This window comes from Bradyrhizobium sp. 149, assembly GCF_023073915.1.
Taxonomy (GTDB): Bacteria; Pseudomonadota; Alphaproteobacteria; order Rhizobiales; family Xanthobacteraceae; genus Bradyrhizobium.
Map to the genome: position 1 here is coordinate 65,612 of NZ_JADPKK010000020.1, position 24,212 is coordinate 89,823.

The 24,212-nt window shown below is 64.8% G+C and carries 20 protein-coding genes; 10 read left to right on the forward strand and 10 right to left on the reverse strand.

From position 1 onward, the window contains the following. Positions 1-155 precede the first annotated feature (155 nt). Both gltB and IVA88_RS15330 read left to right on the forward strand, forming a co-directional pair. Entirely contained in the window at positions 156-4,889 is a 4,734-nt protein-coding gene (gene gltB, locus IVA88_RS15325; RefSeq protein ID WP_247498077.1) for a glutamate synthase large subunit, read from the forward strand. A 142-nt stretch (positions 4,890-5,031) separates the two neighbouring features. After that, positions 5,032-6,483 (forward strand): glutamate synthase subunit beta, encoded by a 1,452-nt coding sequence (locus tag IVA88_RS15330; protein ID WP_247498078.1) that lies wholly within the window; start codon positions 5,032-5,034, stop codon positions 6,481-6,483. 160 nt (positions 6,484-6,643) lie between these two features. Here the strand turns inward: IVA88_RS15330 and IVA88_RS15335 are convergent, their stop codons facing one another. Both IVA88_RS15335 and IVA88_RS15340 read right to left on the reverse strand, forming a co-directional pair. Next, positions 6,644-6,910 (reverse strand): hypothetical protein, encoded by a 267-nt coding sequence (locus tag IVA88_RS15335; protein WP_247498079.1) that lies wholly within the window; start codon positions 6,908-6,910, stop codon positions 6,644-6,646. A gap of 11 nt (positions 6,911-6,921) precedes the next feature. Beyond that, positions 6,922-8,688, reverse strand: a complete 1,767-nt coding sequence (locus IVA88_RS15340; RefSeq protein ID WP_247498080.1) for an outer membrane beta-barrel protein — start codon at positions 8,686-8,688, stop codon at positions 6,922-6,924. 190 nt (positions 8,689-8,878) lie between these two features. On the opposite strand from IVA88_RS15340, the gene IVA88_RS15345 reads away from it, so the two are divergent. Beyond that, positions 8,879-9,886 carry a KpsF/GutQ family sugar-phosphate isomerase gene (locus tag IVA88_RS15345; protein ID WP_247498081.1) on the forward strand — a complete coding sequence of 336 codons (1,008 nt, stop codon included), beginning with the start codon at positions 8,879-8,881 and terminating at the stop codon, positions 9,884-9,886. A 162-nt stretch (positions 9,887-10,048) separates the two neighbouring features. Here the strand turns inward: IVA88_RS15345 and IVA88_RS15350 are convergent, their stop codons facing one another. After that, on the reverse strand, positions 10,049-10,600 hold the full coding sequence (locus IVA88_RS15350) for a carboxymuconolactone decarboxylase family protein (RefSeq protein ID WP_247498082.1): 552 nt from the start codon (positions 10,598-10,600) through the stop codon (positions 10,049-10,051). 72 nt (positions 10,601-10,672) lie between these two features. On the opposite strand from IVA88_RS15350, the gene IVA88_RS15355 reads away from it, so the two are divergent. After that, the gene (locus tag IVA88_RS15355) at positions 10,673-11,011 is read left to right on the forward strand and encodes a winged helix-turn-helix transcriptional regulator (protein ID WP_247498083.1); all 339 of its coding nucleotides are present in this window, start codon (positions 10,673-10,675) and stop codon (positions 11,009-11,011) included. A 112-nt stretch (positions 11,012-11,123) separates the two neighbouring features. Here the strand turns inward: IVA88_RS15355 and IVA88_RS15360 are convergent, their stop codons facing one another. The 4 genes from IVA88_RS15360 to hemH form a co-directional block, all read right to left on the reverse strand. Next, positions 11,124-11,567 carry an NfeD family protein gene (locus IVA88_RS15360; RefSeq protein ID WP_247498084.1) on the reverse strand — a complete coding sequence of 148 codons (444 nt, stop codon included), beginning with the start codon at positions 11,565-11,567 and terminating at the stop codon, positions 11,124-11,126. Positions 11,568-11,583: 16 nt separating this feature from the next. Beyond that, positions 11,584-12,588 carry an SPFH domain-containing protein gene (locus IVA88_RS15365; protein ID WP_247498085.1) on the reverse strand — a complete coding sequence of 335 codons (1,005 nt, stop codon included), beginning with the start codon at positions 12,586-12,588 and terminating at the stop codon, positions 11,584-11,586. Positions 12,589-12,866: 278 nt separating this feature from the next. Next, complete coding sequence (locus IVA88_RS15370; RefSeq protein WP_247498086.1) at positions 12,867-13,841, reverse strand: ABC transporter substrate-binding protein; 975 nt, start codon at positions 13,839-13,841, stop codon at positions 12,867-12,869. Between the two features lie 42 nt (positions 13,842-13,883). Beyond that, a complete protein-coding gene (gene hemH, locus IVA88_RS15375) occupies positions 13,884-14,921 on the reverse strand; it encodes a ferrochelatase (RefSeq protein WP_247498087.1) in 1,038 nt (345 codons plus the stop codon). 82 nt (positions 14,922-15,003) lie between these two features. Between hemH and IVA88_RS15380 the strand changes: the two genes are divergently transcribed. Beyond that, positions 15,004-15,402, forward strand: coding sequence for an MAPEG family protein (locus IVA88_RS15380; RefSeq protein WP_247498088.1), 399 nt, complete (start codon positions 15,004-15,006; stop codon positions 15,400-15,402). Between the two features lie 39 nt (positions 15,403-15,441). Here the strand turns inward: IVA88_RS15380 and IVA88_RS15385 are convergent, their stop codons facing one another. The 3 genes from IVA88_RS15385 to IVA88_RS15395 are packed head-to-tail and all read right to left on the reverse strand — an operon-like array spanning position 15,442 to position 19,231. After that, on the reverse strand, positions 15,442-16,515 hold the full coding sequence (locus IVA88_RS15385; RefSeq protein WP_247498089.1) for a nickel/cobalt transporter: 1,074 nt from the start codon (positions 16,513-16,515) through the stop codon (positions 15,442-15,444). Then, on the reverse strand, positions 16,512-17,150 hold the full coding sequence (locus IVA88_RS15390; RefSeq protein ID WP_247498090.1) for a DUF1007 family protein: 639 nt from the start codon (positions 17,148-17,150) through the stop codon (positions 16,512-16,514). Before IVA88_RS15390 ends, IVA88_RS15385 begins: the two co-directional genes overlap by 4 nt. Further along, a complete protein-coding gene (locus IVA88_RS15395; protein WP_247498091.1) occupies positions 17,150-19,231 on the reverse strand; it encodes a M3 family metallopeptidase in 2,082 nt (693 codons plus the stop codon). Before IVA88_RS15395 ends, IVA88_RS15390 begins: the two co-directional genes overlap by 1 nt. A gap of 135 nt (positions 19,232-19,366) precedes the next feature. Here IVA88_RS15395 and IVA88_RS15400 point away from each other — a divergent pair, with 135 nt between their 5' ends. The 5 genes from IVA88_RS15400 (at position 19,367) to IVA88_RS15420 (ending at position 24,183) form a co-directional block, all read left to right on the forward strand. Then, positions 19,367-19,621, forward strand: a complete 255-nt coding sequence (locus tag IVA88_RS15400) for a hypothetical protein (RefSeq protein WP_247498092.1) — start codon at positions 19,367-19,369, stop codon at positions 19,619-19,621. A 673-nt stretch (positions 19,622-20,294) separates the two neighbouring features. After that, positions 20,295-21,437, forward strand: a complete 1,143-nt coding sequence (locus IVA88_RS15405) for a type III PLP-dependent enzyme (protein WP_247498093.1) — start codon at positions 20,295-20,297, stop codon at positions 21,435-21,437. A gap of 132 nt (positions 21,438-21,569) precedes the next feature. Beyond that, positions 21,570-22,157 carry an N-acetyltransferase gene (locus IVA88_RS15410; protein WP_247498094.1) on the forward strand — a complete coding sequence of 196 codons (588 nt, stop codon included), beginning with the start codon at positions 21,570-21,572 and terminating at the stop codon, positions 22,155-22,157. 146 nt (positions 22,158-22,303) lie between these two features. Further along, the gene (locus tag IVA88_RS15415; protein WP_247498095.1) at positions 22,304-22,693 is read left to right on the forward strand and encodes a RidA family protein; all 390 of its coding nucleotides are present in this window, start codon (positions 22,304-22,306) and stop codon (positions 22,691-22,693) included. 47 nt (positions 22,694-22,740) lie between these two features. Further along, positions 22,741-24,183, forward strand: a complete 1,443-nt coding sequence (locus IVA88_RS15420) for a homospermidine synthase (protein WP_247498096.1) — start codon at positions 22,741-22,743, stop codon at positions 24,181-24,183. Positions 24,184-24,212 lie beyond the last annotated feature (29 nt).

A 24,212-nucleotide genomic window follows, 5' to 3' on the forward strand; every position in this document is an offset into this window, starting at 1 on the left:
AAGCCGTTCTCGGGGACGAAGAGCGCCTTGGCCTGAATTTAAGAAAATGCGGCTCGCGAGCGGACGAGCGGTGACCCAGAAGCGGGTGCCGCGGGACGCCCAAGGTGCGCCGAAGATGGCGGTGAGGCAGCTTGCCGCATGGAGAGGACGAGGACATGAACGGGTCGCAAGTCGAGCGCGGAAACATCGTGGCAGAACAACTGTCGGCGACGGTCGCCTCGAAAACGGCCGATCCGATTCAGGAACACAATTCACGCCCGCCGGCCGTAGGCCTCTACGATCCGAGCCTGGAAAAGGATTCCTGCGGCGTCGGCTTCATCGCCAACATCAAGGGCAAGAAGTCGCACGAGATCGTCGCGGACGCGCTGAGCATCCTCTGCAACCTCGAGCACCGCGGCGCCGTCGGCGCCGACCCGCGCGCCGGTGACGGCGCCGGCATTCTGGTGCAGATCCCGCACGCCTTCTTCAGCCGCAAGGCGAAAGAGCTCGGCTTCGCGCTGCCCAACCCCGGCGAATACGCCATCGGCGCGCTGTTCATGCCGCGCGACACCGCCTGGCGCAACGTCATCAAGAGCATCATCGCCGACCAGATCAAGGAAGAGGGCCTGACGCTGCTCGGCTGGCGCGACGTGCCGACCGACAACTCTTCGCTCGGCGTCACCGTGAAGCCGACCGAGCCCGCCTGCATGCAGGTGTTCATCGGCCGCAACGGCACCGCCAAGACCGAGGACGATTTCGAACGCCGGCTCTACATCCTGCGCAAGTCGATCTCGCAGGCGATCTATCAACGCCGCGACCGCGGCCTCGCCGGCTATTATCCGTGCTCGATGTCGTGCCGCACCGTGATCTACAAGGGCATGTTCCTCGCCGACCAGCTCGGCAAGTATTATCCCGATCTGCACGAGGTGGATTTCGAGAGCGCGCTCGCACTCGTTCACCAGCGCTTCTCGACCAACACCTTCCCGGCCTGGTCGCTGGCGCATCCCTACCGCATGATCGCGCATAACGGCGAGATCAACACGCTGCGCGGCAACACCAACTGGATGGCGGCGCGTCAGGCCTCGGTGAGCTCCGAGCTCTACGGCAAGGACATCAACCGGCTCTGGCCGATCTCCTATGAAGGCCAGTCGGACACCGCCTGCTTCGACAACGCGCTCGAATTCCTGGTGCAGGGCGGCTACTCGCTGCCGCATGCCGTCATGATGATGATTCCGGAGGCATGGGCCGGCAATCCCCTGATGGATGAGAAGCGCCGCGCCTTCTACGAATATCATGCCGCCCTGATGGAGCCGTGGGACGGCCCCGCCGCGATCGCCTTCACCGACGGCCGCCAGATCGGCGCCACGCTCGACCGCAATGGCCTGCGGCCGGCGCGCTATCTTGTCACCAAGGACGACCGCATTGTGATGGCGTCCGAGATGGGCGTGCTGACGATTCCCGAAGACCAGATCATCACCAAGTGGCGCTTGCAGCCCGGCAAGATGCTGCTGGTCGATCTCGAGCAGGGCCGCCTCATTCCCGACGACGAGATCAAGGCCGAGCTCGCCAGGAGCCATCCCTACACGGAGTGGCTGGAGCGGACCCAGATCGTGCTGGAAGATCTGCCGAAGGTGCCGACCACCGGCGTGCGCTCCAACCTGTCGCTGCTCGATCGGCAGCAGGCGTTTGGTTACAGCCAGGAAGACATCACCATCCTGATGACGCCGATGGCCTCTATCGGCGAGGAAGCCGCGGGCTCGATGGGCAACGACACGCCGATCTCGGCGCTGTCGGACAAGGCCAAGCCGCTGTTCACCTACTTCAAGCAGAACTTTGCGCAGGTCACCAACCCGCCGATCGACCCGATCCGCGAGGAGCTGGTGATGAGCCTCGTCTCCATCATCGGACCGCGGCCGAACCTGTTCGACCTGCAAGGCCTTGCCACCACCAAGCGCCTCGAAGCGCGCCAGCCGATCCTGACCGACGCGGACCTCGAAAAGATCCGCTCGATCTCTGATGTGGCGGAATCGCACTTCAAGTCGCGCACGCTGGACACCACCTTCCACGCCGGTCTCGGCGCAGCCGGCATGGACCAGGTGCTGGACGAGCTCTGCGCGCGCGCCGAAAGCGCGGTGCGCGAGGGCGTCAACATCATCATCCTGTCCGACCGCATGGTCGGCACCGACCGGGTTCCGATCCCGTCGCTGCTGGCCTGCGCCGCCGTGCATCATCATCTGATCCGCACGGGATTGCGCACCTCGGTCGGTCTCGTCGTAGAATCCGGCGAGCCGCGCGAAGTGCATCACTTCGCCTGTCTCGCGGGCTACGGCGCGGAAGCGATCAATCCTTATCTCGCGTTCGAGACCATCATCGCGATGAAGGACCGCCTGCCCGGCTCGCTCGACGACTACGAAATCGTCAAGCGCTATATCAAGTCAATCGGCAAGGGCCTGCTCAAGGTGATGTCCAAGATGGGCATCTCGACCTACCAGTCCTATTGCGGCGCGCAGATCTTCGACGCCATCGGCCTCAAGGCGGAATTCGTCGGAAAATTCTTCGCCGGCACGCACACCCGCGTCGAGGGCGTCGGTCTCGGCGAGATCGCCGAAGAGGCCGTGCGCCGCCATGCCGACGCGTTCGGCGATGCTCTCGTCTACAAGACCTCGCTCGACGTCGGCGGCGAATATGCCTATCGCAGCCGCGGCGAGGACCATGCATGGACCGCCGAGTCGGTGGGGTTGCTCCAGCACGCCGCGCGCGGCAATTCGCTGGACCGCTACCGCGCTTTCGCGAAGATCCTGAACGAGCAGTCAGAGCGTCTGTTGACGCTGCGCGGCCTGTTCCGGATCAAGAACGCCGAGGAAGAGAAGCGCAAGCCGGTGCCGCTCGACCAGGTCGAGCCGGCCAAGGACATCGTCAGGCGTTTCGCGACGGGGGCCATGTCGTTCGGCTCGATCTCGCGCGAGGCGCACACCACGCTCGCGATCGCCATGAACCGGATCGGCGGCAAGTCGAACACCGGCGAAGGCGGCGAGGAAGCCGACCGCTTCAAGCCGATGCCGAACGGCGACAGCATGCGCTCGGCGATCAAGCAGGTCGCCTCGGGCCGTTTCGGCGTCACCACGGAGTATCTCGTCAACTCCGACATGATGCAGATCAAGATGGCGCAGGGTGCAAAGCCGGGCGAAGGCGGCCAGTTGCCCGGCCACAAGGTCGACGCGACCATCGCAAAGGTCCGGCATTCGACGCCGGGCGTCGGCCTGATCTCGCCGCCGCCGCATCACGACATCTACTCGATCGAGGATCTGGCGCAGCTCATCTACGACCTCAAGAACGTCAACCCGGCGGGCGACGTCTCGGTCAAGCTCGTCTCCGAGATCGGCGTCGGCACGGTGGCCGCGGGCGTCGCCAAGGCGCGCGCCGACCATGTCACCATCGCGGGCTTCGAGGGCGGCACCGGCGCTTCACCGCTCACCTCGATCAAGCACGCCGGCAGCCCTTGGGAAATCGGCCTCGCAGAAACCCACCAGACGCTGGTGCGCGAGCGGCTGCGCAGCCGCATCGTGGTCCAGGTCGACGGCGGCTTCCGCACCGGACGTGACGTCGTGATCGGCGCGCTGCTCGGCGCCGACGAGTTCGGCTTCGCCACCGCGCCGCTGATCGCGGCCGGATGCATCATGATGCGCAAGTGCCACCTCAACACCTGCCCGGTCGGCGTCGCGACGCAAGACCCGGTGCTGCGCAAGCGCTTCACCGGCCAGCCCGAGCACGTGATCAATTACTTCTTCTTCGTCGCCGAGGAAGTCCGCGAAATCATGGCCTCGCTCGGCTTCCGCAGCTTCAACGAGATGGTTGGCCAGGTCCAACTGCTCGACCAGACCAGGCTGGTGGCGCACTGGAAGGCCAAGGGGCTCGACTTCTCAAAGCTGTTCGTCAAGCAGAAGGAAGAGAAGGGCCAGAAGATCTATCACTCCGAGCGCCAGAACCATCATCTGGAAGCCGTGCTCGATCGCACCCTGATCGAGAAGGCGACGCCTGCGCTCGACCGCGGTGCGCCGGTGAAGATCGAGGCCAGGATCAACAGCACCAACCGTTCCGCCGGCGCGATGCTGTCCGGTACGGTCGCCAAGATCTACGGCAATGCCGGCCTGCCGCATGACACCATCCATGTCAGCCTCAAGGGCACCGCCGGGCAGGCCTTCGGCGCCTGGCTCGCGCATGGCGTCACCTTCGAGCTCGAGGGTGAAGCCAACGACTATGTCGGCAAGGGCCTCTCGGGTGGCAAGATCATCGTCAAGCCGCCGGCCAACAGCGCCATCGTGCCCGAAGAGAGCATCATCGTCGGCAACACCGTGATGTACGGCGCGACCGATGGCGAGTGCTACTTCCGCGGTGTCGCCGGCGAACGCTTTGCCGTGCGCAACTCCGGCGCGGTCGCCGTGGTCGAGGGCGCCGGCGATCATTGCTGCGAATACATGACCGGCGGCATCGTGGTCGTGCTCGGCAAGACCGGGCGCAACTTCGCGGCCGGCATGTCCGGCGGCATCGCCTATGTGCTCGACGAGAGCGGCGACTTCGACAAGCTCTGCAACATGGCGATGGTCGAGCTCGAGCCGGTGCTGTCCGAGGAGCTGATCAACGCCGGCACCTATCACCACACCGGTGACCTCGAGGCGCATGGCCGGGTCGACGTGTTCAAGGACCTGCTCGACTCCGACGTCGAGCGGCTGCACGTCCTGATCACGCGCCACGCCAAGGCGACCGGCTCCAGGCGCGCCGCCGACATCCTTGCCAATTGGAAGGACTGGCTGCCCAAATTCCGCAAGGTGATGCCGGTCGAGTACCGGCGCGCGCTGCGCGAAATGGCCGCCAACGCGGACGCCGAGCCGAAAATCGCGATCGGGGCGTAAGAATATCAGCGCCCGTCATTGCAAGCGCAGCGAAGCAATCCAGACTTTCTCCTCGGATACACTGGATTGCTTCGTCGCTTCGCTCCTCGCAATGACGGTGGGGAAGCACAAACGAATTTAAGCGGCAGGGACTTCGGGTTTAATGGGCAAGATCACGGGTTTTCTCGAAATCGAACGGCATGACCGCAAGTACATCCCGGTCGCCGAGCGCGTGAAGCATTTTCACGAATTCGTCGTTCCCCTCTCCGAAAAGGAAACGCGGGACCAGGCCGCGCGCTGCATGAACTGCGGCATTCCTTATTGCCACGGCACCGGCTCGGTCGCGCCCGGCACGCCGGGCTGCCCGGTCAACAACCAGATCCCGGACTGGAACGACCTCGTCTATCAGGGCAACTGGGAAGAAGCTTCGCGCAATCTGCACTCGACCAACAATTTCCCGGAGTTCACGGGGCGTATCTGTCCGGCGCCGTGTGAAGCCTCCTGCACGCTCAACATCGACGACAACCCCGTCACCATCAAGACCATCGAATGCGCGATCGTCGACCGCGCCTGGGACAATGGCTGGCTGAAGCCGGAGGTCGCCGCCCACAAGACCGGCAAGAAGGTCGCGGTGATCGGCTCGGGTCCAGCCGGCATGGCCTGCGCGCAGCAGCTCGCGCGCGCCGGCCACGACGTGCATCTGTTCGAGAAGTTCGCCAAGGCAGGCGGACTGCTCCGTTACGGCATCCCCGACTTCAAGATGGAAAAGAACGTGATCGACCGCCGCGTGGCGCAGATGGAAGCTGAAGGAGTCACCTTCCACTACAACAGCCATGTCGGCGTTGACGGCAATGTCGACCCGCGCGAGATGCTCAACGAGTACGACGCCGTCGCACTGACCGGCGGCGCCGAAGCCCCGCGCGACCTGCCGATCCCCGGCCGCGACCTCGCCGGCATCCACTACGCCATGGACTTCCTGCCGCAGCAGAACCGCCGCGTCTCCGAGGAGCCGCTGGGCGGCGTCCAGGAGATTTTGGCCGGCGGCAAGCATGTCGTCGTCATCGGCGGCGGCGACACCGGATCGGACTGCATCGGCACCTCGCTGCGCCAGGGCGCGCTCTCCGTGACCCAGCTCGAGATCATGCCCGCTCCGCCCGAGCGCGAGAACAAGGGCCTCACCTGGCCGAACTGGCCGCTGAAGATGCGGACGTCCTCAAGCCAGGCCGAAGGCGCCATCCGCGAATTCGCCGTGCTGACGCAGAAGTTTTCGGGCGAGAACGGCCAGGTCAAGAAGCTGCACTGCGTGCGCGTCGACGACAAGTTCAAGCCGATTGCCGGCACCGAGTTCGAACTCGACGCCGACCTCGTCCTGCTCGCGATGGGTTTTGTGCATCCCGTGCACGAGGGCCTGCTCAAGCAGCTCGCGGTCGAGCTCGACCCGCGCGGCAACGTCAAGGCCAACACACTCGACTACCAGACCTCGCGCCCGAACGTGTTCACGGCAGGCGACATGCGCCGCGGCCAGTCGCTGGTGGTGTGGGCGATTCGCGAGGGTCGGCTGTGCGCACGGTCGATCGATACGTTTTTGATGGGGAAGACGGATCTGCCGCGCTGAGTTTCGCCCCGCTGCCATTTCTACAAACGGTGTCATCGCCCGCAAAAGCGGGCGATCCAGTATTCCAGAGACACCAGCATCGAGCCGAGAGGCCGCGGCGTACTGGACGCCCAGCCGGCGCGCGGCATGACAGTGGTGTGGGTGGCGAGAGCGGCGGACTTTAGCCCAAGACGTGCGGAAAGTGCTGTGCGTCCCACTCGTCGAGCCGGAACAGCACCTTACCGTATCCGAGAAGCTTGTCGTCCGGCCGATAGGGACGCGTTGAAACTTCCACGTCCGATGGGACTTCACTCGGCATCAAGTGAAAATGTTCGTTGGTCGCATTCAGGGCCAGCAGTTCCCTTACGAGAAGGTCGCGGCCTTCGGGATTTAGCCATAACTCGAATACACCAGCCGAGTTGATGTCCAAAGTAATCCGAGCCGCCATACCGGCCTCCCTCAATTCTGCAACCTCACCCCGACCATCACCACCGTGCCCTGCGAGCTCGAGCCCGGCTGGTTCGAGTCCAGGATGTCGTGGCGGAGCGTGCCCTTGATCCAGATGTTGCGGTTGAGCTTGTAAATCAGATTGCCTTCGAGCGAGTAGGTCTTGTCGTTGCGATTCTGGCCCTGATAGTCGTAGGTGCCGTAGGTGAATTTGCCCACGGCCGTGAGCCAGCGGCGGAAATCGTGATCGACTTCGGCGGCGTAGGTGTGCACCAGCACGCCGGATGAGCCAGGGATCGTCGTCTCGGCGATCTGCGTGTCGGTGGCGAATTTCACCGTGGTGAGGCCGCTCGCGTTCCAGATCAGCGAGCCCGAGGTGAGGAAGCCCGAGAGCTGGCTCAGGCGTGGATCCACATAGTTGCGCGCGGAATAGCCGACCGAGACCTCGCCGGTGAGGATGCGTGAGAACTCGAAGGACGAGCCGACCTTGGCGTAGCCGCCGTTTGAATCGCGGAAGTAGCCGTTGCGATCGGCGGCCTGGTCGTGCACGCGCGTATCGCCCTGGATCTCGACGAACGGCTTCAGGCCCGGCTTGAGTTCGTAGGAGAAGCGCCCCACGCCGCCATACTGGTTGAAGTCGCGGTCGGTATTGCCAAAGGTCGAGCCGTCGGTGAGCTTGGAATCCGTATAGGCGGTGCGATCCACCGTCGCGCCCGCCGCGACCTGGAAGCGGTTGAAGGTCTGGTCGAAGCCGACGGTCGTGCCGTAGGTGGCGTAAACAGGATATTTTTGCAGGCCGGCCTGCACGTTCGGGCTGCCGGGATTGTCGGTGGCGAGCCGCAGGCGCAGCTGCGTGGTCAGCTTGAGATCGCGATTGACGTCGATGCGGCCGTCAACATGCCCGGTGAAGTCGGGGCGATCGACCTCGACCGGCGAGGGCGAGGCAAAGCCGTTGATCGTCGCCGGCATGTTGTTGGTGTAGCCCGAGAACGAGCCGCGCAGATCCGCGACCAGCGCGTGGCGCTCCCAATCGGAGGCCACGAGAAGGTCGGGCGCGACCACATAGGCGGGCGAGCCGACCGGCTTGTTCAAACGCGCCGGGTTGGTGTCGTAACCGGCGGAGAGCTCGAGGCCGCCCTTGATCAGAAAGCTGCCGGCATAGTCGCCGACCGCGCCGAACGGATCGTCGTCAAGCTTGAGGCGGCGGCGCAGCGGCTGGCCCGGCACGTTGCCGGCCATCGCCGGCGGCACCGGCGTCTTGTGCGCGGTTTCGGACGGCGGCGGCGCGATGCGCGGCGGGCCGAGCGTTCGCTCCGGCGTTGCCGGCGGCACCGGCGAGCCGGGGCCGACCGGGCGCTTCGGCTTCGGCTGTCCGGGATAGAGCTTTGGCTTGACCCGCTTGCGGTTGAGCGAATCGTAGCCGGAGGCGCTGGCGCCATTGGCAGCGGGCAGGCCGTAGGTCGGGACCGGGTTTGCCGGGTTTTGGTTCGTCGGGTTCTGGCCCGCGCGCGCCGGAGTCTGCTGGCGCTTGCGCAAATCGGCATTGGGATCTGGCAGCGCCGGCAGCGCATCCGACGGTGCCTGCGGCACGCCCGCGGTACGGCGCGTCGGCAGCGTGTCGGGCAAGGCGAAGCCACCGCGGTTGGGGCTGAACAGGTCGGGAGTGAGGCTCTGGGCGGCCACGGGGACGCTTCCGAGGATCGTCAGCGCAAGGCACGGCAAAGCAGCGCGCAGGAAATGCGCGCGTTTGCTCCGGCTCGTGCCTGGAGACGACCCCACGATGGAAGAACTCCAACGAAATCAAACACTTTCGCGATCGCCTCCGCCGACTGGCGGGAACTATCGTTAATGGAGTTAAAACAATTATGGTTAACGGTCGGTTGAGGGCTGGGGCACCCTCGTCGCCTCGAAGGCCATGGCGTGCTAAGCAGGCGCCAACGGGCGAACGCCCTCCTCCCTGGACCAGAACATGCCGAGTTCGAAACCGCTGATGACCCAATCATCCGGCCCCATTCCCGACAGCGTCGAATCCGCACTCCGCACGCTGGAAACCGAAGCCGGCGGCATCAACGCGCTCGCCGCCGCCCTGCGCGGCCCGCTTGGCGCGAGCTTCGCCAAGGCGGTCGATCTGATCCGCAACGCAAAAGGCCGCGTCATCGTCACCGGGCTCGGCAAGTCCGGCCATATGGGCCGCAAAATCGCGGCGACGTTGGCCTCGACCGGCACGCCCGCCTTCTTCGTGCACACTGCTGAAGCTGCCCATGGCGACCTCGGCATGATCACCACCGACGACGTCATCATGGCGCTGTCCTGGTCCGGCGAGCAGCCGGAGATGAAGACCCTCGTGAATTATTCCGCGCGGTTTGCGATCCCGATGATCGCGGTGACGTCGAACGCGGCGTCCTCGCTGGGACAAGCGGCCGACATCGTCATCGAACTGCCGAAGGCGCGCGAGGCCTGCCCGCACAACCTGGCGCCGACCACCTCGACGATGATGCAGGTCGCGATCGGCGATGCCATCGCGATCGCGCTGCTCGAAGGCCGCGGCTTCACAGCGCTGGAATTCGCGCATTTCCACCCCGGCGGCAAGTTAGGGGCGATGCTGAAATTCGTCCGCGACTACATGCGCACCGGCGCGGAGATTCCGCTCAAGCCGCTTGGTACCAAGATGTCGGACGCGGTGATGGAGATGTCGGCCAAGGGCCTCGGCTGCGTCTGCATCGTCAACGATGCAACCGAGGCTGTCGGGATCATCACCGACGGCGATCTGCGCCGCCACATGCGGCCCGACCTGCTGACGGCGTCGGTCGACGACATCATGACCAGGCAGCCGAAGACCGTGCCGCCCTCGATGCTCGCCACCGAGATGATCGAGGTGCTCAACACCCGCAAGATCACGACGCTGGTCGTGACCGAGGCAGACAAGGTCGTCGGCATCGTGCATCTGCACGATCTGCTGCGGGCGGGCGTGGCTTAGGGCGCTCTCTCGCCTCCGTCATTGCGAGCGCAGCGAAGCAATCAGAAGACCCTCACCCTGAGGAGCGCGCCCTTCGCGCGCGTCTCGAAGGGCGAGGCCACCAGCCGGGCCTCCATCCTTCGAGACGCGCGAAGACGCGCTCCTCAGGATGAGGATTGAAAGCTACGCCGGAAATCTTGCCGCCGGCTCCTCCAGCGGCAGCCGCAGCCCGTTCGCCAGATACGACACCGTGCGGTAGAAGCCGCATAGCAGCATGATCTCCAGAATCTGCGCCTCGTCATAATGCGCCGACAGCGCGGCGAACTCGGCGTCGTCAAGCGTCGCGCGGTGATGCAGCGCGTCGGCGGCGGCGATCAGCGCCTGCTCAGCCGGGGACCAGCACGACGACGCCGCATCGCCCTGCACGGTCGCACGCACCTCCGCCTCCCTGAGCCCCGCCGGCGCGGCGAAGATCGCGACGTGCACACCCCATTCATATTCGCATTTGTTCAGCGCACAGGTGCGGTCGATGACGATCTCGCGCTGGCGCAACGACAGCGGGCCGGGATCGAGCAGGCCGCCGGCGCGAAACTTGTCCCAGGCGCGGGTATGGCCCGCCATCACCCGAAACAGCAGCAGCGGCGGCGCACCGCGCATGATGCGATCGAACTGAGCCTGGATCTCCGGGGGATAAGGCGGGGTGAGCGGGGCGATGCGCGGTATGGCCTGGGACATTGGCTGTTTCTATTGCTACATTTAATGTAGCAATACGCTACACTATCTGTAGCAACGCGCAAGAGGGCGGCGATGGCGAAACAGACCTCTTCCAGATCGCGCAGCGTCCGTGGCTCGCGCACGGGGCGGCCGATCATGGTGCTGCTCGACCTGCTCGGGCGACGCTGGAGCCTGCGGATCCTGTGGGAATTGCGCGGACGGCCTCTCACCTCTCGCGCGCTGCGGACGGCTTGCGACGAGGCCTCACCGACCGTGCTGCAGGCGCGGCTGAGCGAGCTGCGTGAAGCGGGGTTCCTGGAGCTGGGCGAAGGCGGAGGCTACGGCTTGACGCCGCTCGGGCGCGAGCTGTGCGAGAAGTTCATGCCGCTGCACCGTTTTGCGGAGAGGTGGTGCAGCGAGAGCGGTGCTTGAGTGTGGCGATGCCGCCCCGACAAACTCGTCATTGCGAGCGAAGCGAAGCAAATCCAGATTGTCAGCGCCGAAAGATCCTGGATTGCTTCGCTTCGCTCGCAATGACGCAAAGCTATGCCGCGGCTACCGTCAGATTCGCACCGTCCACTTGCACCACCCTCACACGTGTCCCCGCCGGCGTATCAGGTCCCGCCACGCGCCACACCGTGTCACCGATGCGCATGGTGCCGTTGCCGTCGACGATCGGCTTCTCCAGTGTGAACTCGCGGCCCAGCAACGCGTCGGCGCGCTTGTTGAGAAAGGGACTGGCACTGGCATCCGACTTCGGCCGGGCGAGGCGGCGCCACACCGGCACGGCGGCGGCGGCAAACAGCGCGAACACCACGAGCTGGATCTGCCAGGACATGGCGACCGCGAACGAGAGCAGGCCGACCAGCAGCGCGGCGAGCCCGAGCCAGAACAGGAAGACTCCCGGCGCCAGCACCTCCAGCGCCATCAGGACGAAGCCGAAGATCAGCCAGTTCCAGGTACCGAGCGATACGAACATGTCGGTCATGACACGACCTCTTTCACTATCCCTGCCGCGGCGGCACCGCCGGCGGTGTCGGGCTGGACGAAGGCACCGAGCCGCCGCGGCGGGCGGCGGCGGCCGCGGACGCCGCGCTTTCGCCGAACGTCGCCTTGGCGATCTCGCCGATGCCGGCGAGCGAGCCCAGCATGCTCACGGCTTCCACTGGCAGCATAATGATCTTCTGGTTCGGCGAGTCCGCGAACTGCCCGAAGGCCTTGATATACTTGTCGGCGATAAAATAGTTCAGCGCCGCGACGTCGCCTTTGGAAATCGCTTCACTGACCATCTGCGTCGCCTTGGCCTCGGCCTCGGCGGACCGCTCGCGGGCCTCGGCGTCGCGGAACGCGGCTTCCTTGCGGCCCTCGGCCTGGAGGATCTGTCCCTGCTTGGCGCCCTCGGCGCGCAGGATCTCGGACTGGCGCTGGCCTTCGGCCGCGAGAATGTCGGCGCGCTTGACGCGCTCGGCCTTCATCTGCCGGCCCATGGCTTCGACGAGGTCGGCCGGCGGCACGATGTCCTTGATCTCGATGCGGTTGACCTTGAGGCCCCAGGGCGAGACCGCGGCATCGACGACGCGGAGCAGACGCTCGTTGATCTCGTCGCGATGCGACAGCACCTGGTCGAGATCCATAGCCCCCATCACCGAGCGGATGTTCGTCATGGTCAGGACGGTGATGGCCTGGGTCAAGTTGGAAACTTCGTAGCTCGCCTTGGCGGCGTCGAACACCTGGTAGAAGGCGACGCCGTCGACCGTCACGGTGGCGTTGTCCTTGGTGATCACCTCCTGCTCGGGGATGTCGATCACCTGCTCCATCATGTTGATCTTGCGGCCGACGCGATCGAAATAGGGCACGATCAGATTGAGCCCGGGGCTCAGCGTCTGGGTGTATTTGCCGAACCGCTCGATGGTCCAGTCATAGCCCTGCGGCACCGTCTTCACGCCGGCCACCAGCGTGACGATGACGAGCAAAACCAGGACAATCGCGAAAATGTCGAAACCGCTCATATTTCCTCCAAGGCGGAAAAGTTGGCGGGAAAACGCCCTTTCCCGCGCTGTCATTGGTCGGGATCACGACCCCAAGGGTTCAGAAGGGTTCAGTGAAAGGGTTGAGCGAAGGATTCAGCGGTCGTGCATGATTTCGGCATCGGCACGATTCTACACAAGACGCAGGGAGAAGGAATGGTCGCGATTATGTATTTGCGAGGCGCTCTTGAAAGCATGCAGGCGCAGACCTAGCGGCGAAAATTAACGAATCCAGCCATGCCGGTGATCGCAGCCAAATCCTACTCGATAACCTCGTTCGCGGTTGCGAGCAGGCTTGGCGGTAGCGTGACGCCAATCGCCTTGGCCGTCTTCAAGTTGATCGCCAGCTCGAACTTGGTGGGATTCTGGACGGGCAGATCGGCCGCTCGCGCACCCTTCAGGATGCGATCGATGTAGGAGGCGGCGCGGCGGAGCTGCTCGGCGCTGTCGGTGCTGTAGGACATCAACCCGCCCTCGCCGACGAAAGTGCGGCTCCAGAACACCGCGGGCACGCGCGCTTCACTGATCGCCGCCAGGAGATGCGCACGGTTGGACATGGTGAAGAAGTCCGGCAGCACCAGCAGGCCGCCGTCTTTCCGCGCGGCCAGGGCGGCGATCGAGGCCGTGTCATGGACCGGCGCGGGCTCCACCGTCACGTGGAGCGCGCGGCCAGCGTCCTCGATCGTACGCAGCATCAGGGGCGCGAACGGCGCGGTGGCGGGATTGTAGATGACGAAGACACGCGACGGTCTTGGCGTGACCTGCGTCAGCATCTCCAGCCACTTGCCGGCCAGCGGGCCGTCGTAATCGGTGAAGCCGGTGATATTGCCGCCGGGACGGGCGAGAGTCTGGACAAAACCCTGGCTGACGGGATCGGTGACGACGGCGAAAACGATCGGGATCGTCGTCGTGCGCCGGCGCAGCTCTTCCACCGAGGGCGTGCCGACCGCAAGCAGGATGTCGGGCTTGAGCGCCACGAGCTCGTCGGCGAGTTGCGCGATGCGCGCGCGGTCGCCGCCGCCATTGCGCCAATCGATCTTGAGGCTCTCGTGCTCCTTCCAGCCATGGCCGGCAAGCGCCTCGACCAGGACCGCGCTACGCGTCTGCCCGATCGCATCGTCGGCGGCAGTGACCGAGAGCATGCCGAGCCGGCGCGTCGCATTCGGTTGGGCCAGCACCGAGGCCGGCAGCGCCGCAGTCGCCCCAAGAAGCGCCAGAACCTCGCGGCGGTCCATGCGGCGCCCCTCAGATCCAGCCCTTATCATATTCAGCCCTTATCAAATCCAGCCTTGGAGCTCGCGCAGCACGAGCGTGCGGATCACATCCATGCCGGGTTCGCTGTCGTTGAGGCAGGGGATCGCGGAAAACTGCTCGCCACCATTGTGCTTGAAGATCTCGGCATTCTCCTGCGCGATCTCCTCCAGCGTCTCCAGGCAGTCGGCGGAAAAGCCGGGCGTGACCACCGCGATGCGGCGTACGCCCTCTTTCGCCAGACGCTCTATGGTCTTGTCGGTATAAGGCTGCAGCCACTCGTCATTGCCGAAGCGCGACTGGAAGGTCAGCAGCAGCTTCGTCTCGTCCATCCCGAGCCGGCGGCGCAGCGCCTCGGTGGTGGCGACACATTGGCCACGATACGGATCGCCTTTGTCGACATAGGATTTCGGCATGCCGTGGAAGGATGCGACGATCAGCTCCGGCTCGAACGGCAGGCTCGCAAGATGCGTCTCGATCGAGGTGGCGAGCGCCTCGATATAGGCCTCGTCCTCGTAATAAGGCGGCGTCACCCGCAGCGTCGGCTGCGCCCGCAGGCGGGCCAGCACGCGGAACACCTCGTCACAGACCGTCGCCGAGGTCGGGGCGGAATATTGCGGATAGAGCGGCACGGCGAGGATGCGCTCGCAGCCCTTCGCGATCAGCGCATCGATGCCCGATTTGATCGAGGGATTGCCGTAGCGCATCGCCCAATCCGCCACGACGTGGTCACGGTCCGACAGCGCGGCCGCGAGCTTGTCGCTCTGCGACCGCGTGATGGTCTTCAGCGGCGACTCGTTCTTCTCGGTGTTCCAGATCTTCTGATAGTCGAGCGCCTTGGTGCGGGGACGGCGACGCAGGATGATGCCGTTGAGCACCAACTGCCAGATCAGGCCCTGGTCCTCGATGACGCGGGCGTCCGAGAGGAACTCCTTGAGATAGACCCGCACGCCGGGCGCATCGGCCGTATCGGGCGTGCCGAGATTGACCAGGAGCACGCCGACGCGCGGCAGACTGGACCGGACGGCGGGCTTCGCGGCTGCGATGGGGGCAATTGTCGTCATGTATCGTTGCGTCGCGCGTTGCCCCGAACTTGTCAAGATGAGGCCTGTTTCGCTAGGGTCGCACCCGAGCGGGGGAGGGAAGATGACACTCGCGGAATGGTGCGTCTTCGGAGCGCTGCTGCTTTATCTGTCGACGATCGTCTCGATCAAATGGATCCGGTTTCGCGGCTTCGACAATTCGCGGCCGCGCGACCCAGCCTTCTTCGAGGACGCCATCGCGCAGCGCGCGCTCGGCGCGCACCAGAACGGGATCGAGACCTTTCCGTTCTTCGCCTTCGCGGTGCTGCTCGCCGAATACAGGGATTCGCCGCAGCGCCTGATCGACGAGCTCGCGGCGCTGTTCCTGATCGTACGGATCGCCTATGTGCTGACCTATCTCGGCAACCGCCCGACGCTGCGCTCGATCCTCTGGAGCATCGGCTTTGCGATCAATCTCGGGATATTTTTCATGCCGGTGTTGAAGCGGTTTCTGCCGGTGTGAGGCTTTTTCTGCCTCTCCCCATGTGGGAGAGGAAAAAACTCAAAAACACGTCGTCCGTTCGGCCGCGACGTAACCCAGCAACAGGCCCGCGCCGAACAGCAGCACGAGGCCGGCGGCGACGAATTCGATGCCGCGCATGACCAGTGCGCCGCCGCCGTCGCGCCCGGCGCTCAGGCGGCCGGCGATGTCCTTGGCGGAGACGGCGACCACCGCAATGGCCGCGACCGTGATCGCGGTGCCGAGCCCCATCAGCATGGTCGCGGCGATGCCGGCCCAGAACAGGCCTTGGGCCAGCGCAAACACCAGCACCAGGATGGCGCCCGAACAGGGACGGATGCCGACGGTCAGGATCGCGGCGAAGCCGCGTCCCCAGCCACCGGGGCCGGCGAGCTCGCTCGGCGTGGGGCCGTGGGAATGTCCGCAATGCTCGTCATGGACGTGGTCATGCTCGTGGTGATGATGATCGTGCGCATCGTGATGGTGCTGACCGTGATCATGATGATCATGCGGCACGCCCGCGATCGCCGGCACTGGTTGAACCGCCTGGAGGCCGCGGATGAAAGTGCGGCCCTTGACCCAGACCAGGCGCAGGCCGAACAGCGCGATCAGGCCATAGCTCGCGATCTCGATCGCGCCTTCCGCCTTGCACATGGTTTTGGCGGTCGCATTCAGCACCCAGGCCGAGATACCGACGATCAGGATCGCCACCAGCGACTGCATCAGTGCCGAGGCAAACGACAGCGCGATGCCGCGCCGGGCAGTCTCACGACTGGCGACGAGATAGGAGGCGATCACCGCCTTGCCATGGCCGGGCCCGGCCGCGTGGAAGATGCCGTAAGCAAACGAGATGAAGAGCAGCGTCCACACCGCCGAGCCGTCGGTCTTCGCGGCGCGGATGGTCGCCGACATCTGGCGATAGAATTCCGACTGTTTCGCCAACAACCAGCCGATGATGCCGCTGGCCTGGGGTTCCGCGGCCTGCGCCGGGCGGGGCGCGCCAAAGGGGTTTTGCGCGAGGAGGTCGTGGAGTGCGGCATCGATCACACCCACGACCAGCAGAGCGGCGGCACAGGCGAGCAGCCCGCGGGCGAGCGGGGCGAGTTGCGGCTTCAAGGGCAATCCACCGTGATCTTGTTGGCGAACATCAGGCCGAAATTCGAATTCTCGCCGTTCATGAACGTCTGCTCGTTGAGCTTCTGGGCACTCGCGGTGCCGTCGCTTGGGCGCTCCAGCTTCATCTGGCAGCCGGCGGGCGCGCCGACCAGCTTGACCGGATTGTCCTTGGCCATCTGGAAGTCGATGAAGAAGGAGCGGTCGAACACTTCGAGCATCAGTTGCCTGGGCTTGACCGGATTCTTCAGCGGCAGCGTAAAGTGCAACGTCAGGACCGTATCCTTGTAGTCGAGGAAATAGTCGACCGGCTCCTGGAATCGCTCCTTCTTGCCGTCGGCTCGCGCGAAGGTGAAGTAGGCATATTCCTTCAGCGATTCGACATTGGTCTGCGCCAGCGGGCCGAGCTCCTCGCGCGTGTAGGCGCCCTTGGCCTTGGCCTCGAGCCCCTGCACCGCATAGGCAGAGAACATGTCGTCGAAAGTCCAGGCGTGCCGCACGCCGGTGATGGTACCGTCCTCAGCGTAGAGCAGCTCGCTGGTCGCGCTGATCCAGACATGCGGATGCGCCCCCGCCGCGCCTGATGCAAGCGACAGGGCGGCGGCGAGCAGCACTCCGAACAGGGCCCGCATACCCATCAGGCCGCCTTGGGCGCGTCGAGCAGGCCGCGGCGGCGCAAGAGTGCGTCCGGCTCCGGCGGCCGGCCGCGGAAGGCCTCATAGGCGGCTTCCGGGTCGACCGATCCGCCGCTCGAGTAGATGTCGTCGTGCAGGCGCTTGGCGACCTCAGGATCGAAGATGTTGCCGGCCTCCTCGAACGCACCGAAGGCGTCGGCGTCCATCACCTCCGACCACATGTAGCTGTAATAGCCGGCGGCATAATGGTCGCCGGTGAAGATGTGACCGAATTGCGTGGGCCGGTGACGCAGCGATATCTCCTCGGGCATGCCGATCTTCTCCAGCTCGCGTCTCTCGAAGGCGCGGACATCCTGCGCGGCGGAGGCCGGCTGGGTGTGGAATTCGAGATCGATCAGCGCCGAGGAGACGAACTCGACCGTGGCAAAACCCTGGTTGAATTTTCGCGCGGCCAGGAACCGTTGCAGCAGATCGTCGGGCAGCGGCTCGCCGGTCTGGTAATGCCGCGCGAACTGCTGCAGCACTTCCGGCCGCTCCTGCCAATGCTCGTAGAGCTGCGAGGGCAGCTCGACGAAGTCGGTGAACACGGAGGTGCCCGACAGCGACGGATAGGTCACGTTGGAGAGCATGCCGTGCAGGCCGTGGCCGAACTCGTGGAACAGGGTACGGGCATCGTCGGGCGACAGCAGCGAGGGTTCCCCGTCCGCACCCTTGGAGAAGTTGCAGATGTTGAGGACCAGCGGCGAGACCTCGCCGTCGAGCTTCTGCTGGTCACGCAGCGAGGTCATCCAGGCGCCGGAGCGCTTCGACGGCCGGGCGAAGTAGTCGCCATAGAACAGCGCCTTGTGCTTGCCGTCCCGCCCCTTCATCTCCCACACCCGGACGTCCGGATGCCAGACCGGCACATCCTTGCGCTCCTCGAAGGTAACGCCGAACAGGCGCGTCGCGCAGTCGAAGGCGGCGGCGATCATGTGATCGAGCGCGAGATAGGGCTTGATCGCGGCGTCGTCGAAATTGGCGCGCTGAAGGCGCAGCTTTTCGGCATAAAAGCGCCAGTCCCAGGGGGCGAGCTTGAAATTGCCGCCCTCCTCGGTGATCAGCGCCTGCATGTCGTCGCGGTCTGCGAGAGCCCGCGACCTTGCCGGCTTCCACACCCGCTCCAGAAGTCCGCGCACCGCTTCCGGCGTCTTGGCCATGGAATCCTCCAGCCGGTAGGCCGCGAAGGTAGGGTAACCCAGGAGATTGGCGCTTTCCTCGCGCAGCCTCAGGACCTCGACGATGGTCGCGTTGTTGTCGTTGGAATTGCCGTTGTCGCCTCGCGCGGTGAAGGCTTTGTAGACCTTCTCGCGCAGGTCACGCCGCGCCGAGCTCTTCAGGAACTGTTCGACCGAGGAGCGCGACAGGGTGACGATGGCCTTGCCGGCCATGCCGCGTTCTTCTGCCGCAGCCTTGGCGCTGGCGACAAAACTCTCCGGCAGGCCTTGGCGGTCGGCTTCGCCGAGCTCCATGAACCATTCCTGCTCGTCGCCGAGCAGATGATGACTGAAGCTGGTGCCGAGCTGGGCCAGTCTCTCGTTGATCTCGGCCATCCGCGTCTTAGCCTCTTCGGAGAGGCCGGCGCCGGAGCGGTGGAAGCGGGTGTAGGTGCGCTCGAGCAGGCGGAGCTGTTCCGGTGTCAAACCGAGATTGGCGCGGTTCTCGTGCAGCTGGGCGATGCGGCCAAACAGCACGGCGTTCATCATGATCGGATTCCAGTGCCGCGCCATCCGCAAGGAAACCTCCTTGTCGATCTCCAGGATGGCCGGGTTGGAATGCGCCGAGACGAGGTCGTAGAACACCGACGCAATCTTGCTGAGCAGCTTGCCCGAGCGCTCCAGCGCCGTGATGGTGTTGGCGAAGTCGGCCGCGGTCGGGTCGTTGGTGATCGCTGCGATCTCGGCGGAGTGGTCGGCGAAGGCCTGCTCGAACGCCGGGAGGAAGTGCTCCGGCTTGATCTCGTCGAACGGCGGGGTCGCAAATGGCGTCACCCACGCCTTCAGCAGCGGGTTGCTCTCGGCATCCGTAGTTTGGCGGGTTTCTGACATCGCAAGTCCCAATTTTGTGGCTCGATTGTTGCGGCAGCTATAGCACGCGATGGGGCTTTTTTGGGCCATTTGCCCTTGCTCCCGGCTGCCTTTTCGGGGAGATTGCGGCCCTTCAAGCCTGGGACCACTGAGCTCATGAACGCGAACTCCTCGTCTTCCCGTCGAATCGCCTGGCCGAGCGTCATCACCGTCATCAGCGCCGCCATCCTGATCGGTGCCGAGGTGTTCGGCGCGGCGTTTGCCGGCGGCTGGGCGCTCGCGATCCTGTTCGGGCTCGGCGAGCAGGGCACGCACATCCTTCAGGCCGCGCTGTTCGCGCTCGGCGTGCTGGTGATGACCGCCTTCATCCGCGCCGCTCAGCGCGTCGAGCCGTTCACGAAGCGCGGCTGACGCTCCCTCGCGCGCGAGGGACACGCGCGCGCAGAAAGCTTAACGCGCGTTCATCTTCCCCGTCGCTCGCGCAACGCTGCGCAAGCAGATGTTAGGCAATTCTGTTCTCAGCCTAAAAAATCTCTTGCGAACCAGAGTCAAAACACTTATGTGCGGATTGCCCAATTTCGCACGTGCCTGTGGTCGTGTGTCAGTCGGTAGGTATCCGGACAAGAGGCCGGACAGCCGCCAAGGGGTGAAGAAGCCGAGGGGCTCTTCGGAAGTGCGGAAGTCGGAAGGCTCAACAAGCCGGAAGACGAAAGCAAACCCGGAGCGTCCAGCATCTCTCTCAAAGAGATGCCTTGTCGAAGGTGACTTTGCTCTTTGCAACCGTGACTGGCAGCCGGAGGCGAACCGGCGCACCCCGCTCTCAACGGGGGACGCGACTTAAAGCAACGACGGATCGGGCTTTTTTGGTCTCTACCGGCATTCCAACGCCGGCGCGGGCTACTGAAAAGGCTTGTCCTTCATTGCCAGGTGTGCGGGCGGGAACATTCCCAACCAATCCACGGCAGCACAGTCTGATGTGAGTCTTTGGCTCGTCGCGCCTCCATCGCGCGATCTGGCCGGAGCGCTCTTATCCGACGTCATTTTTTGAACGGATCCCCGTCGCTGGGCCGTTTGGGAGAGTGCTATGACCGACCGTATCCAGGAATTCCTGCGCAACCGCCGCAGCGAGGGCCTCGACACCGAACCGTGCCTCGTCGTCGACCTCGAAGTCGTGCGCGACAATTACCAGACCTTCGCCAAGGCGCTGCCCGACAGCCGCGTGTTCTATGCCGTCAAGGCGAACCCGGCGCCGGAAGTGCTGGCTTTGCTCGCCTCCATGGGCTCCTGCTTCGACACCGCCACGGTCGCCGAGATCGAGATGGCGCTCGCTGCTGGTGCGACGCCCGACCGTGTCTCCTTCGGCAACACGATCAAGAAGGAGCGCGACATCGCACGCGCCTTCGCGCTCGGCATTCGGCTGTTCGCAGTCGATTGCACCGCCGAGGTGGAGAAGGTCGCCCGTGCCGCGCCCGGGGCCAAGGTGTTCTGCCGCATCCTCTATGACTGCGCCGGCGCCGAATGGCCGCTGTCGCGCAAGTTCGGCTGCGATCCGGAGATGGCCGTCGACGTGCTCGACGTTGCCAAGCGTCTGGGCCTGGAGCCGTGCGGCATCTCCTTCCATGTGGGCTCGCAGCAGCGCAAGGTGAAGGCGTGGGACCGTGCGCTGGCGATGGCCTCGCAGGTGTTCCGCGACTGCGCCGAGCGCGGCATCAACCTGACCATGGTCAACATGGGCGGCGGTTTCCCGACCAAGTACCTGAAGGACGTGCCGCCGGTGGTCACCTACGGCCGCTCGATCTTCCGCGCGCTGCGCAAGCACTTCGGCAACCAGATTCCGGAGACCATCATCGAGCCGGGCCGCGGCATGGTGGGCAACGCCGGCATCATCGAGTCCGAGGTCGTGCTCATCTCGAAGAAGAGCGACGAGGACGAGGTGCGCTGGGTCTATCTGGACATCGGCAAGTTCGGCGGTCTCGCCGAGACCATGGACGAGTCGATCCGTTACGCCATCCGCACCCCGCATGACGGCGCGGACATGACGCCGTGCGTGCTCGCGGGCCCGACCTGCGACAGCGCCGACGTGCTGTACGAGAAGAACCCGTACCCGCTTCCGGTGACGCTCGAGATCGGCGACAAGCTGCTGATCGAAGGCACCGGGGCCTATACGTCGACCTACTCGGCGGTGGCGTTCAACGGCATTCCGCCGCTGAAGACCTACCACATCTGATCGCCTCTCTTACCGAGGCCTGACGAACCCGGGAGCCGGCTTGCCGGCTCCCACCCTGACATTTCGATTTCTGACGACGCCTTGGACCGGCGTGCTTTGGGCACGTCCGTTTCAAGCGGGGACTGACGCGCCATGACTGCTCTTCGGAAGACACAGGTTGATCCCACCTCGAAAGCCGCTCCGTTCGCGATCCGTGCGGAGCGTGCGGCCGACGTTGCGATGCGTGAAGCGCTGCTCGATGCGTCCTTTGGCGAGAACCGCCATGGCCGCACCTGCCAGCGCCTGCGTGACGGACGCGCACCCGCAGCCGGCCTCGCGCTGACCGCGATGCGCGAGGGGAAGCTCGTGGGAACCGTGCGGCTGTGGCACGTCAGCGCCGGAGGCAGGCCCGCTCTGGTCCTCGGACCGCTGGCGGTGGACCCTGCCTGCCGCGAGCTCGGGATCGGCGCCGCGCTGATGCAACAAGCGCTGGCCGCCGCCCGGGCGCGTGGGCACGCCGCCGTGATCCTGCTCGGCGATGCCGCTTATTACACCCGCTTCGGCTTCTCGCCTGAGAAGACTGGCGAGCTGTCGCTGCCCGGCCCGTTCGAGCGTGACCGCTTGCTGGCCGTCGAATTTCAGACCGGCGCGCTGGACGGCGCCAAGGGAATGATCGTCCCGACTGGTGCGGCCCTGCCCAAACGGAGGGTAGTTCGCGCCCTCCAGGCGCACGCGGCCTAAGGGATCGCCATGATGGCGACGACCCCAGCCGCGTTGAGCGGCAACGCCCGGCTGTGCCTGCGTCAAGCTCCATTCCTTTGGGGTTGCGCAGGCCCGCAAATTGCCCGTAAACCCCACGAATTCCTCTTCAGTCGAGGCCCACGACCATGTCCCGCCGCCTGATTTCCACCGGCTCGCCGTTCGAGAAGACCGCCGGCTACAGCCGCGCCGTGATCGATGGCGAGTTCGCTTTCGTCGCGGGAACCACCGGCTACGACTACACCACGATGACGATGCCGGCCGATGTCACGAGCCAGTCACGCAACTGCTTCAAGACCATCGAAGCTGCCCTGAAGGAGGGTGGCTTCGAGATGGCCGATATCGTCCGTGCGACCTACTACCTCACCGACATCAAGGACGCTGACGCGCATTTCGCGGTCTGCGGCGAGGTCCTCGGCGAGATCCGGCCGGCCGCCACACTTCTCGTCGTCTCGGCGCTCTACAAGCCCGAGATGAAGGTCGAGATCGAAGCCACCGCCAAGCGCCGCAGCGCCTGATCCACCCCTCACCATTGTTCGCCAGCACGTTCCGGAGAAACCATCCCATGAGCCCCGCCTCGCAGATCTACGCGAAGATCACCGGTCCCATCGTCATGGTCGGCTTCGGCTCCATCGGCAAAGGCACCTTGCCGCTGATCGAGCGGCATCTCGATTACGACAAGTCGCGCGTCACCGTCATCGATCCCAAGGACGAGGGCCGCAAGGCACATTGCGAGAAGCACAATGTGCGCTTCATCCAAAAGGGCGTAACCAGGGACAATTATCGGGAGTTGCTGACCCCGCTGCTCACCGAAGGCGGCGGCCAGGGCTTTTGCGTCAATCTCTCGGTCGACACCGGCTCCACCGACATCATGGAGCTCTGCAACGAGCTCGGCGCCCTCTATATCGACACCGTCAACGAGCCCTGGCTCGGCTTCTATTTCGATACCTCGAAGGGCCCGGAAGCACGCTCCAACTACGCCCTTCGCGAAGCGACGCTGGCCGCCAAGAAGGCGCGCCCTACGGGCTCGACGACGGCCGTCTCCTGCTGTGGCGCCAATCCCGGCATGGTCTCCTTTTTCGTCAAGCAGGCGCTGCTCAATGTCGCCGCTGATCTAAAGCTCAATGCGCCCAAGCCGAAGACCAAGGCCGAATGGGCGGACTTGATGCGGCAGGCCGGCATCAAGGGCATTCATATCGCCGAACGCGACACCCAGCGCTCCAAGTCGCCGAAAGAGCCTGATGTCTTCGTCAACACCTGGTCGGTGGAAGGTTTCCTGTCGGAAGGCGTGCAGCCGTCCGAACTCGGCTGGGGCACCCATGAAAAATGGATGCCCGAGAACGCGCGGACCCACGAAGCCGGCTGCGGCGCCGCCATCTATCTGATGCAGCCCGGCGCCAACACGCGCGTGCGTACCTGGTGCCCGACCCGCGGCGCGCAGTATGGCTTCCTCGTCACCCACAACGAGTCGATCTCGATCGCCGACTATTTCACCGTGCGCGACGCATCAGGCACGGCAGTCTACCGGCCGACCTGCCACTATGCCTACCATCCGGCTGACGATGCCGTGCTGTCGCTGCACGAAATGTTCGGCCGCGCGGCGAAGATGCAGGAGAAGCACCACATCCTCGATGAGAACGAAATCGTCGACGGCATCGACGAACTCGGCGTGCTGCTGTTCGGCCATGACAACAATGCCTACTGGTACGGCTCGCAGCTCTCCATCGAGGAGACCCGCAAGCTCGCGCCCTACCAGAACGCCACCGGCCTGCAAGTGACCTCCGCTGTGCTCGGCGGCATGGTGTGGGCGCTGGAAAATCCCAACGAAGGCATCGTCGAAGCCGACGAGATGGATTTCGACCGTCTGCTGGAAATCCAGTTGCCGTATCTCGGCCCGGTGAAGGGTTACTACACCGACTGGACGCCGCTGACGGATCGTCCGGGACTGTTCCCGGAAGACATCGATACCAGCGATCCCTGGCAGTTCCGGAACGTTCTGGTGCGGTGACAACCCAGCGATCATGCCCGGGCTTGTCC

Coding starts and splice junctions, on each gene's coding strand:
- IVA88_RS15405 (WP_247498093.1), top strand. CDS start 20,295: ATGACCGACCGTATCCAGGAATTCCTGCGCAACCGCCGCAGCGAGGGC.
- IVA88_RS15370 (WP_247498086.1), bottom strand. CDS start 13,841: ATGGACCGCCGCGAGGTTCTGGCGCTTCTTGGGGCGACTGCGGCGCTG.
- IVA88_RS15415 (WP_247498095.1), top strand. CDS start 22,304: ATGTCCCGCCGCCTGATTTCCACCGGCTCGCCGTTCGAGAAGACCGCC.
- IVA88_RS15400 (WP_247498092.1), top strand. CDS start 19,367: ATGAACGCGAACTCCTCGTCTTCCCGTCGAATCGCCTGGCCGAGCGTC.
- IVA88_RS15420 (WP_247498096.1), top strand. CDS start 22,741: ATGAGCCCCGCCTCGCAGATCTACGCGAAGATCACCGGTCCCATCGTC.
- gltB (WP_247498077.1), top strand. CDS start 156: ATGAACGGGTCGCAAGTCGAGCGCGGAAACATCGTGGCAGAACAACTG.
- IVA88_RS15360 (WP_247498084.1), bottom strand. CDS start 11,567: ATGACCGACATGTTCGTATCGCTCGGTACCTGGAACTGGCTGATCTTC.
- IVA88_RS15330 (WP_247498078.1), top strand. CDS start 5,032: ATGGGCAAGATCACGGGTTTTCTCGAAATCGAACGGCATGACCGCAAG.
- IVA88_RS15355 (WP_247498083.1), top strand. CDS start 10,673: ATGGCGAAACAGACCTCTTCCAGATCGCGCAGCGTCCGTGGCTCGCGC.
- IVA88_RS15410 (WP_247498094.1), top strand. CDS start 21,570: ATGACTGCTCTTCGGAAGACACAGGTTGATCCCACCTCGAAAGCCGCT.
- IVA88_RS15345 (WP_247498081.1), top strand. CDS start 8,879: ATGCCGAGTTCGAAACCGCTGATGACCCAATCATCCGGCCCCATTCCC.
- IVA88_RS15390 (WP_247498090.1), bottom strand. CDS start 17,150: ATGGGTATGCGGGCCCTGTTCGGAGTGCTGCTCGCCGCCGCCCTGTCG.
- IVA88_RS15395 (WP_247498091.1), bottom strand. CDS start 19,231: ATGTCAGAAACCCGCCAAACTACGGATGCCGAGAGCAACCCGCTGCTG.
- IVA88_RS15380 (WP_247498088.1), top strand. CDS start 15,004: ATGACACTCGCGGAATGGTGCGTCTTCGGAGCGCTGCTGCTTTATCTG.
- IVA88_RS15350 (WP_247498082.1), bottom strand. CDS start 10,600: ATGTCCCAGGCCATACCGCGCATCGCCCCGCTCACCCCGCCTTATCCC.
- IVA88_RS15365 (WP_247498085.1), bottom strand. CDS start 12,588: ATGAGCGGTTTCGACATTTTCGCGATTGTCCTGGTTTTGCTCGTCATC.
- IVA88_RS15335 (WP_247498079.1), bottom strand. CDS start 6,910: ATGGCGGCTCGGATTACTTTGGACATCAACTCGGCTGGTGTATTCGAG.
- hemH (WP_247498087.1), bottom strand. CDS start 14,921: ATGACGACAATTGCCCCCATCGCAGCCGCGAAGCCCGCCGTCCGGTCC.